The organism is Nocardia farcinica, assembly GCF_029867845.1.
Classification (GTDB): Bacteria; Actinomycetota; Actinomycetes; order Mycobacteriales; family Mycobacteriaceae; genus Nocardia; species Nocardia farcinica_A.
Genome location: NZ_JARWRU010000626.1, coordinates 1 through 9,760 on the forward strand (window position 1 = coordinate 1; position 9,760 = coordinate 9,760).

Sequence of the window (9,760 nt, forward strand, 5' to 3'; positions counted from 1 at the left end):
TTCGTCTGGGCTCGGCCGGCGATCCGGTCAGTGGCCCGGCGCCGGGGCGGGCGCCTCCGCCGGAGCCTGCTCACCCTCGGCGGGGGCCTGCTCACCCTCGGCCGGAGCGGGCGTGCCGCCGGGCAGCGCCCCACCGGTGCCCTTGAGCATCGGCGAGTCCAGCTTGGCGACCTTCCACTTGCCGTCCTCGTTCTTCAGGTCGGCGATCACCACGATGTACTGGCGATCCGGGTTGGGCTGGGTGAAGTTGGTGCGGAACTGCGTCATGGTGACCAGGACGCTGGCCTGCTCGGTGTCGCCGTTCTGGAAGCCGCACTGCACGTCGTCGACCCAGGACTTCACCTGCGCCTGAACCATCGCCTCCGACAGCGCCTCACCCGCCTCGCCGAACTCGTCACGGAACTCGCCGGTGGCGTTCTCCTTCACCCGGGTGAAGTAGCCCTCCAGGTCGTTGGCGTAGTCGTACTCGGAGACGATGCGGCCGAAATCGCAGGCCGCGCGGGTGGCGTCGTCGACGGCGGCCAGCTCGGCGCCGCGGCGGTCGGCCTGGAGGTAGAACACGACAGCGGCGGTCGCGGCGGCCACCACGAGGATGCCGGCCGCGAAGGCGGCGATCATCGGGGTCAGGCCCGCGTTGCCACCGTTCTTGTCACCACCGTTCTTGTCACCGCTCCTGGTGTCGGTGTCACCGCTGTTCGTGTCACCGCCCCCGGCGGAGGCGGGCTTCGCGGTCGACACCTTCTTCGTGTCGGCGGTGTCCTCGGTCGACGCGGCCTTCTTCACCACGACCGTCTCCGCGTCGGCATCGGCGGACGTCTTCTTCACGGTCTCCTCCGCGCCGGAGCCCGCCCTGTCGGCCGCGCCGGTGGCATCACCCGAGGTGGGCTTGTCGTCGGTGTTGTCGGCGTTGTCGGTGGCCATCGATGGATACCTGCACTTTCCCGGCGCGTGCGCGCGCCGATCGGGTGGCCGGTCGCACGAGGAGAGCTTCCGTGCCGGTTCTCTCGGCGAGTATGCCGGGCCGTGGCGAACATCCACGGCCCGGGTCGCTCACTTGATCGGCGGAAGGGTCCGCGCGTTGGGATAGACCCCCGGCGGCATCTGCGCGCCGTTGTTGGGCACATCCGGCCGAGGCGCGTTGGCCGCGCCGCGGATCTGCTGTCCCGGAGGCGGATTCACGCAGTAGTTCCACTTCGGGATGGCACCGTCCTGCACCACCTCGTTGCGGTAGACCGGGGTGTCGTAGGTGCAGAACGGGCGCGGCCAGATGTCGATCATGGCGCGGAACTCCCCGTTCACCGCGGGCACGCCGAGCGCCTCGACACCGGCGGCCAGCGACGGGAACAGCGCCCGCAGCGCGGGCAGGCGCAGCTGCGCCGCCTTGGTGATGGCCACGAAGTTGGTGACCAGGCTGGTCATCGGGTCGGTGGTGGTGTCGAGCACCGCGCCGAGACGGGCCAGCTGCGCGGGCGCCTGGTCGAGGATGCTCTGCACCTCGGCGTTGGCGTTGTTGAACTGCTCGAACAGGGTGCCGGAGTTGGCGGTCAGGATCGCCAGGTCCGGCTGCGCCTGCGAGGTGGTCGCGGCGATGGTTCGCAGGTTGGCGATCAGGTTGGTCGTCTGCGGCAGCAGCGAATCCAGGCCGGCGGTGACCAGCGAGATGCCGTTGATCAGGCCGCGCAGCTGGTCCGGGCCGCCGCTGAGCGCGACGTCCAGCTCGTTGAGGATCACGCTGAACTTGTCGGGATCGATCTGGGAGATCAGCGCGCTGGAGTTGTCCAGCACCGACCAGACCGGCGTCGGCGTCTTGACCCGCTCGGCGTCGAACTCGATCACCGCGCCGTCACCGAGGTAGGGGCCCTCCTCGGTGTTCGGGCGGAAGTCGATGTACTGCTCGCCCGCGCCCGACAGCGCCTGCACCGCCACCGTGGTGTCGACCGGGATGCGGTAGTCGCTGTCGATGGTGGCCACCGCCGCGATGGACTGGCCGCGGTCGATCAGATCGATGGAATCGACCTTGCCGACGCGGAATCCGCGCAGCGTCACGTCGTTGCCCGGCTGTAGGCCGCCGGAACGGTCCAACTGCACCGTCACCTTGTACTCCGAGCGCAGCGGGTTGATCCGCATGACCGCCACCGCGAGATAGCTCGCGCCGATCACCAGCACCAGCAGCAGGCCGAGGCCCGAGAGCCATTGCTTGCGCGACAGTTTCATCGCTCGCCCCCTTGCACCCGGTTCTGCACCAGTTGCAGCACCTGGAGCATGCTGCCGGTGAAGTCGGCGACGTCGTTGAGATCCCACAGGCCCGCGTAGGCGGGGTCGGTCAGCGCCGAGACGTCCAGGTTGGTCGCGGTGGCGTAGACCGAGAAGCTGCGGCCGCGGAAGGTGGCGTCGACCTTCGGGCGGATCTCGTGCATGCGGTCGAGCATGACCTCGAACTCGCTGCCGGTGGCCGCCAGCGCGTTCATCAGCTCGTGGGTGCTGTTCAGCAGGTTCTGCAACTGCTCACCGGAGGTCACCGAGTAGTCGCCGATGGCCGCCGACGCGGTGGACAGCTTGGTGAGCAGTTCGCCGATGGCCTGGTTGTTCTCGGCGATGGCGCCGATCATCTGCGGCAGCGTGTCGGCCACCTCGCCGAGCTCGGCCCGCCTGGCCTCCAGGGTGTCGGCCAGGGTGTGGAACTGCTCGAGCGTGGCGTCCACCCGCGCGGAGTTCTCGTTGAGGCTGCCGACCACGCCGGTCAGCTCGGTGAGCAGATGCGCGAGCTGGTCGCCGCGCCCGCCCACGATGGAGTCCAGCTCCGAGCCGATCTTCGACAGCGCCGCCACACCGCCGCCGTTGAACAGCAGCGAGACCGAGATCAGCAGCTGCTCGACGGTGGCGCCGGCGGAGGTCTGCTCCAGCGACAGGGTGTCGCCGTCCTTCAGCATGGGCGTGCCAGGCTCGGCGACCGGCTTGGACACCGCGACGAACACGTCGCCGAGCGGGGTGGCCTGGCGTAGTTCGGCGGTGCTGCCCTCGGGCAGCTCGATGTCGCTGTCGATGGTCAGATCGACCACGGCCTGGAAGTTCTTGGTCCTGATGTCGGTGACCACGCCGACATCGGAACCGCCGATCTTCACCTTGGCCTGGTCGGGCAGGTTCAACGCGTTGTCGAAGACCGCGTGCAAGGTGTAGGTGTCACCGGACTGGCCCGGCTTGGGCAGCGGCAGATCCTCCACCGTGAGTCCGCACCCCGCGGTCGTGGTGACGGCGGCGACAGCGGCCAGGGCGACCAGCGCCCTGCGTCCCTTGTTGCTCATTCGGTTCGTCATTTCGTCAGTCCGAGCAGTGCGGCGGTCAGGCCGTAATCCGGGCCCATGTCCTGCACATTGCCGGTGCGGCAGCCGTCCTCGCGCATCTGCAGGCGCTCGCAGAACAGGCTGACGATCTCACCGTTGAGGAAGGTGCCGATCGCCGCGTTCAGGCGCACCCACTGGTGCTCGCGGCTGACGATGCGGTCGATGTTCTGCAGCGCCAGCGGGGCCACGTCGACGACCTCGGTCACGCCGTAGGCGTTGTCGCGCAACTGCTGGGTGACGTTGGTCAGGCCGGTCAGGGCGCCCTGCAACTCGTCCTGGTAGTCGCCGAGCGTGGTGGAGGTGTTGGCCAGGAAGGCGTTGAGCTGGTCCAGCGTCGCCTGCAGGCCGGGGGCCTGGTCGGCGAGCAGACCGGTCATCTGGGTGACCCGGTTGCTGAAATCGCGCACCGACTGGTCGTTCTCGGCCAGCATCGTGGTCAGCTCGTTGAGCCGGACGATGATGTTGGAAATGGCGTCCTTGTTGTCCACGCCGACCTTCAGCGCGCCCGACAGCGCGTTGAGGGTGTCGCGGATCCTGGCGCCGTTGCCGTCGAGCATCGGGTAGAGCACCCGGCCCGACAGCGGCCCGATGCCCTCCGAGCCCGGCTCCGGCGACAGCGCGGCGGCGAACTCGTCGATGGTCTTGATCAGGGTGTCCAGCTCGACCGGGGTGCGGGTGCGCGCAAGCGGCAGATGCGAGCCGTCGGGCAGTTCCTCGCCCTCGGTGTAGACCGGGGTCAGCTCGATGTGCCGGTCGGTCACGATCGAGGGCGAGATGATCGCGGCCTCGACATCGTCGGGGATGCGCACGTCGGAGTCGATCGACATGTGCACCTCGACGAGCGTGCCCTTGGGCACGATCTTGTCCACGGTGCCGACCTGGAGGCCGAGCACCGTGACCGGGTTGCCGACGAAGATGCCCGCGATGTTCTCGAAGTCGGCGGTGATGCGGGTGTCGGCCGACGGATTCACCGCGTCCGGCAGCAGCGAGCAGCTGCCGAGAGCGAGCGCGGCGACACCGATCACCGCACTCCTGGCCGCGGTGCGCAGCCTGGCGCGCGCCGAAGCCCTTGTGGCGGATTTCATCACTGGCACCCCTCGATGACTTGGACGAAGCACAACCAGTTGTCCGGGAACAGCCACGGCACCGCGACCACACCGTACGGGCCGGAACCGCCCCACGAGTTGGCCAGGTAGCGCACCGACGGCGGCATGATGGACAGCATCCGGTCCAGGTTGTCCTTGTTCTTCTGCAGACCCTCGGCCATGGTGTTGAGCTGGGCGATGGTCGGGCCGAGCTGGTCGTTGTTCTGCGCGCCGATCTCCTCGAGCTGGCGCGTGAGCGTGGCGATGTTGTCAAGCAGCTGACGAAGCAGGTCCTGGCGTTCCATCACCCGGTTGGCGATGGCCTCGCCCTGGGTGATCACCAGCAGCACGCTGTTGCGGTTCTCGGCCAGGATCTCGGTGACCCGGTCCAGGTCCTTGAGCAGCTGGTCGACCTGTTCGCGGCGGGTGTCGATGGTCTTGGCCAGCGCGCCGACGCTGTCGAGCGCCTGCGCGGTCAGCGCCGGGGTGTCGCCGAACTGCTGGTTGAGCACGTTGAGCGACTCGGCCAGCTGCTCGGTGTCCAGCGCCTCGAACTTCGGCGTGCCGATCTGCACCACATCGGCCAGGTCGTAGGGGACCGAGGTGTTCGACACCGGGATGCGGTTGCCGGGCAGGCCGGAACCGTCGCCGGGGTTCAGGTCGACGTAGCGGGCGCCGAGCAGGGTGGCCATCTTGATCGAGGCGGCGGCGTCCGGGCCGAGGTCGAGGCTCTTGTCGACGTTGAGCGTCAGCAGGACGTGGTCGCCCTCGATCTTCGCGTCGGCCACCGTGCCAACCGCGACGCCTGCCGCGTTCACCCTGTCGCCGACCTTGATGCCCGCGGCCTGCACGAACTCGGCGTGGATCTCCTGCTGGCCGATGCCGAGCAGCCGGTACACGCTCGCCACCGCGAGCAGGATCACCACGACGACGGCACCGATGATGCCGAGCCAGAAGTGCCGATTGCCGTCGAAGCGGCGTTTCATCTTCGCGATCATGGTCCACACACCGCCGAATGGGAGTTGCCGCCGATCTGGGAGAACAGACCGCGCGGGAAGAGCACGCCGTACAGGGACAGGTCGAGGCCGCACAGGTACGCGTTGGCGTAGGCGCCCTCGGAGGTGTGCCTGCCCGCCGCGGCGAGGATGCTCGGCACGTCCACCGCCGCCTGGTCCAGCTTGGCGCCGTTGTAGAGCAGCATGTTCAACGCCGCGGTGGTCGAGTTCTGCGCCAGCGACAGACCGGGCTGGATGCGGTCGACCATGGCGACCAGGTCGGTGGTCGCCGCGGTGATCGTCTCGGTTGAGCCGAGCAGCGACTGGCCCTGCTCGTAGAGGCCGCCGATCAGCGCTCTGGTCTGGGTCACCAGGGTCTCCAGTTCCTCGCCCCGGTTGGCCAGGCCCGCCATCACGCCGGACAGGTTGGCGATGACGTCGGACAGGATCGCGTCGCGGCGCTGGAAATCGGTCGCCAGCTGCGCGGCCTGCACGATGAACGAGCTCAGCGACACACCGTCGCCCTGCAACGCCAGGATGAAGGTCTCCGACAGCCGGTTCACCTGCTCGGGCTGCAACACCTGGAACAGCGGCTGGAAGCCGTTGAGCAGACCGGAGATGTCGAACGACGGCTCGGTGCGGTCCACCGGGATGGTGCCCTTGTCCGGCAGCGGCTGCGGCGAGGTCGCCTCGCCGGGCTCGAGCGCGACATAGCGCTGGCCGATCAGGTTCTGGTAGCGCACCAGCGCCTTGGTGTCGTCGTAGATGGTCTGGTCGCGCTGGACGATGAAGGTGACCTCGGCGACGGCCTCGTTCGCCTCGTCACGCACCAGCTCGATCTCCTCGACCTTGCCCACGCGCACACCGGCCATGCGGACGTCGTCGCCCTCGCGCAGGCCGAGCACGTCGGTGAAGACCGCCGTGTAGCTGTTGGTGCTGCCGGCAACCGTGCGCGCCAGGGTGTTCCAGACGACCACGGTCACCAGGATCGAGACCAGCGCGAAGATGCTGAATCCGATCAGCGGCTTGCGGATGCTCATCAGCGCACCCCGCTCTCGGACACGGTCATGGTTCCGCCCTTCAGGATCGGGCTCAGCAGCAGGTACTCCGCGGCGGTCGGCTGGCGGCCGAGCAGCACCGCGATGGCGTCGTCACCGCGGAAGGAGATGGCGCCCGCCTGCTGCGGCACGACCGCCGTGGGGTCGGCGGGCTCGCCCGCGGGCTCGGCGGGCGCGGACTGATCGGCCGCGGGCTGCGGGGCCGGCACCCCCGGCAGCGAAAGGCCGGGCAGCACGGGCAGAGCCGGGATCATGCCCTCGAGCGGGGTGCCGGCGAACGGCGACGGCGCTGCCTGGTCCTCGCTCGCCACGACCTGGGAGTCCAGCGCCGTGAGGCCGGGAATCAGCGGCAGGCCGGGCACCGGGACGGCGGGCGGCAGGCCCTGGGCCGACTCCAGCGCGCGCGGACGCAGCTTCTCCGGCATCGGCGGCAGCTCGGCGACCGCGGGCGCGGTGAAGCAGCTCGGGCCTGCCATCTCGTCGTAGCGGGGGCAGTCCTCGACCGTGTACGGCTTGTACGGGGTGAGGGTGATGCCCGCGTCCCACACCATCTGGTTGGCCGGGCCCCAGTGGAAGACGGCGTTCAGCTTGCGCAGCGACTCGCTCAGGTTGAGCAGCGAGCGGGTGATCGCCGAGGGGTCGGCCGTCAGCGCGCCGAAGGTGTCGGCGGTGCCGGCGGTGATCAGCTTGCCCTGATCGGGATTGCGCGCGAACAGGGTGTTGACCGAGTCGACCGTGCCGCTCGTGCCGGTGATCAGCGACATCAGCTCGGTGCGGCGGTCGGCGATGGTGCGCGCGGTGAGCACCGATTCGCTGAGCACGTCCACCAGCTCCGGCGCCGACTCGTTGAGCGCGGCGAAGGAATTGGAGAAGTCGGTGAGCAGCACGCCCAGGTCGGGGATGGACTCGTCGACGGCGGTGACCCAGCGGTCGAGCCGCTCCACGGTGGAGCCGGGCATGCGGCCGCTGCCGTCCAGCGCCTGGGACAGGGTGCCGAGCACGCGGCCGAACTGCACCGGGTCGATCTTCTCCAGGATGTCGCGCACCGTGGTGAGCGTGTCCTGCAGCGCGATCGTGCCCTTGCTGCGGTCCTCCTCGATGACCGACCCTTCCTCGAGGAAGGTGTCCGACGGTCCGTTGAACACCAGCTCCACCGAGGTGACGGCGAACAGGTTGCTCGGCACGACGCGGGCGGTGACATTGTCCGGGATCTTGTCGGCGTACTCCGGCTTCAGTTCGATCTGCACCTTCTGCAGCTCGCCCCTGGCGGCCACCTCGACCTCGTCGACGGAGCCGACGAGCACGCCGCGGAACTTGACGTCCGCGTCGGAGGGCAGGCCGTCGCCGGTGGTGGTCAGATTCGCGACCACATTGACCTTCGGCACGAAATAGCCCTGGTAGCGGGCCATCAGCAGCGTGAGCACGACCGCGAAGACCACGAGTCCGCACGCGCCTGCGATCAGCAACTGCCGCATGGTGGGCCCACGCCCACTGGGATCGATGATCATCTCGCCTTACCCCGAGATCCGAATTCCGGGGTCGACGCCCCAGATAGCCAACGTCATGAACAGATCGGCGAACACGACCAGGATGATGCACATCTTGATCGCGCGGCCGGCCGCCACGCCGACGCCCTCCGGGCCGCCCGAGGCGAAGAACCCGTAGTAGCACTGGATGAATGTCGTGATCGCGACGAAGACGATCGCCTTGAGCAGCGAATACAGCACGTCGGTCGGGATCAGGAATTGGTAGAAGTAGTGCGAGTAGGTGCCCGACGCGGTGCCGCCGATCATCTGCACGGTCAGCGAGCAGGAGATGTAGGCGACCGCCAGGCCGAGGCAGTACAGCGGCACGATGGCGACGATCGCCGCGAACATCCTGGTGCTGACCAGGTACGGCAGCGGCCGGATGGCCACCGACTCCAGCGCGTCGATCTCCTCGGAGATGCGCATGGCGCCCAGTTGCGCGGTGAACCGGCAGCCCGCCTGGGCCGCGAAGGCCAGCGAGGCCAGCAGCGGGCCGAGTTCGCGGGTGGTGGCGAAGGCCGAGATGGCGCCGGTGATCGGGCTCAGGCCGAGCAGGTTCAGCGAGGTGTGGCCCTGGATGCCGACGGTCATGCCGCCGAAGGCGCTCAGGATGACGACGACGCCGATGGTGCCGCCGCCGACCACGAGATTGCCGTTGCCCCAGGTGACGTCGGTGAGCAGCCGCCAGACTTCCTTCGGGTACTGCTTGAGCGCCAGCGGGATCGAGCCCACCGACCGCAGGAAGAAGAAGACCTGGTGACCGATGCGGGCGAGCAGGTCGACCGGCGCCTGCGCGCCCTTCTTGAGTTGTTGCAGCGGCCGCAGCAGCGGCGGCACATAAGTCGATGACACCGGCTCAGACCACCTGTGGGGGGAAGAGGGCGCTGTAGATCTGCGTGATCCCGAGGTTCACGCCGAAGAGCATGATGGCCGAGCTCACCACAGCGGAGTTGACGGAGTTCGCGACGCCACCGGGGCCGCCGCGGGTGTTCAGACCGGTGTCGCAGGCGATGATCGCGGCCAGCAGGCCGAAGATCATCGACTTGACCAGCGCGACGAACAGGTCCCTGGTGACGGCGAAGGAGGAGAAGGTGCCGATGTAGGAACCCGGCGTGCCGCCCTGGGCGAAGATGTTGAACACGTAGCCGGTGAGGAAGCCGACGAAGACCACGAAGCCGCACAGCAGCACGCTGACCAGCATCGCCGCACCGAGCCGGGGAGCGACCAGCCTGCGCATCGGGTCGACGCCCATGACCTTCATGGCGTCGATCTCCTCACGGATGGTGCGTGAGCCCAGGTCGGCGCAGATGGCCGAGCCGACGGCGCCCGCGATCATGATCGAGGTGACCAGCGGGGCGCCCTGCTGGACGATGCCGAGGCCGTTGGCCGCGCCGATGAAGGAGGTCGCGCCGACCTGCCCGGCGACCGCCCCGCCCTGGATGGACACGAACACCCCGCTCGGGATGGCGACCAGCAGTGTCGGCGCGGCGGCGACATTGGCCATGAACGCGCATTGGCGCACGAATTCCCCGAAGGGGAAGCGCTTTCGGAAGATGGCGATGAACAACTCGGCGATTGCCGAGATGCCCATGGTGATCTGGCGTCCGAAGGTCTCCAGCGACCGTTTCGGATGGTCTTCCCAATAGGCCCTCGTCCAATCGACCGCTTCGTTGATGCGGGATCCTCCTGGAGGACTCTTGGTCGACTGCACTAGCTAACCCCTCTCGACGCCGGTTGGCCTACCCCGACGACCCG

The 9,760-nt window shown here is 68.5% G+C and carries 9 protein-coding genes; all 9 read right to left on the reverse strand.

Features of this window, described 5'->3' with window-relative positions; all coding sequences use genetic code 11:
- Positions 1–27 precede the first annotated feature (27 nt).
- Entirely contained in the window at positions 28–921 is an 894-nt protein-coding gene (locus QH283_RS13755; protein ID WP_280503392.1) for a hypothetical protein, read from the reverse strand.
- Between the two features lie 129 nt (positions 922–1,050).
- Positions 1,051–2,214, reverse strand: a complete 1,164-nt coding sequence (locus tag QH283_RS13760) for an MlaD family protein (RefSeq protein WP_280503393.1) — start codon at positions 2,212–2,214, stop codon at positions 1,051–1,053.
- Entirely contained in the window at positions 2,211–3,302 is a 1,092-nt protein-coding gene (locus QH283_RS13765; RefSeq protein ID WP_280503394.1) for an MlaD family protein, read from the reverse strand. The genes QH283_RS13760 and QH283_RS13765 overlap by 4 nt, the downstream gene beginning before the upstream one ends.
- 8 nt (positions 3,303–3,310) lie before the next feature.
- On the reverse strand, positions 3,311–4,426 hold the full coding sequence (locus tag QH283_RS13770; protein ID WP_280503395.1) for an MlaD family protein: 1,116 nt from the start codon (positions 4,424–4,426) through the stop codon (positions 3,311–3,313).
- Positions 4,426–5,412 carry an MCE family protein gene (locus QH283_RS13775; protein ID WP_414689607.1) on the reverse strand — a complete coding sequence of 329 codons (987 nt, stop codon included), beginning with the start codon at positions 5,410–5,412 and terminating at the stop codon, positions 4,426–4,428. The genes QH283_RS13770 and QH283_RS13775 overlap by 1 nt, the downstream gene beginning before the upstream one ends.
- A gap of 8 nt (positions 5,413–5,420) precedes the next feature.
- Positions 5,421–6,461 carry an MlaD family protein gene (locus QH283_RS13780; protein WP_280503396.1) on the reverse strand — a complete coding sequence of 347 codons (1,041 nt, stop codon included), beginning with the start codon at positions 6,459–6,461 and terminating at the stop codon, positions 5,421–5,423.
- Complete coding sequence (locus QH283_RS13785) at positions 6,461–7,987, reverse strand: MlaD family protein (protein WP_280503397.1); 1,527 nt, start codon at positions 7,985–7,987, stop codon at positions 6,461–6,463. Before QH283_RS13785 ends, QH283_RS13780 begins: the two co-directional genes overlap by 1 nt.
- 6 nt (positions 7,988–7,993) lie before the next feature.
- Positions 7,994–8,857 carry an ABC transporter permease gene (locus QH283_RS13790; RefSeq protein WP_280503398.1) on the reverse strand — a complete coding sequence of 288 codons (864 nt, stop codon included), beginning with the start codon at positions 8,855–8,857 and terminating at the stop codon, positions 7,994–7,996.
- 4 nt (positions 8,858–8,861) lie between these two features.
- Positions 8,862–9,716, reverse strand: coding sequence for an MlaE family ABC transporter permease (locus QH283_RS13795; RefSeq protein WP_280503399.1), 855 nt, complete (start codon positions 9,714–9,716; stop codon positions 8,862–8,864).
- Positions 9,717–9,760 lie beyond the last annotated feature (44 nt).